The 324-nt window shown below is 75.3% G+C and carries 1 pseudogene; it reads left to right on the top strand.

Annotated features, from left to right (window positions below):
- A pseudogene (locus AA75_RS50715) lies at window positions 1-289 on the top strand (hypothetical protein); the annotation flags it as partial.
- Window positions 290-324: the final 35 nt, after the last annotated feature.

A 324-nucleotide genomic window follows, 5' to 3' on the forward strand; every position in this document is an offset into this window, starting at 1 on the left:
GGCCTGGCCGGTCACCGTCGCCCTGCAGAACGCGGGCCTCACCGACGCCTACCGCTCGGCGCACCCCGACCCGGCTGCCTTCCCGGGCAGCACCTGGTCCGTGACCCGGCGCACCCGCGGCACCAAGGCCGAGCCGCAGGACCGGATCGACCAGGTGCAGTTCGCCGGTCCGCTCACCCTGCTGGAGGCCCACACCCTGGTCACCGGCCGTCCCCAGCCGGACCCGAGCACCGCGGCCAACGAATGGCCCTCGGACACCGCCGCCGCCGTCGCCACCTTCACCCTCTGAGAGGCCGACCGATGACCCCCCAGCTCAGCCGCCGC

The organism is Kitasatospora sp. MBT63, from assembly GCF_000710465.2.
Taxonomy (GTDB): domain Bacteria; phylum Actinomycetota; class Actinomycetes; order Streptomycetales; family Streptomycetaceae; genus Kitasatospora.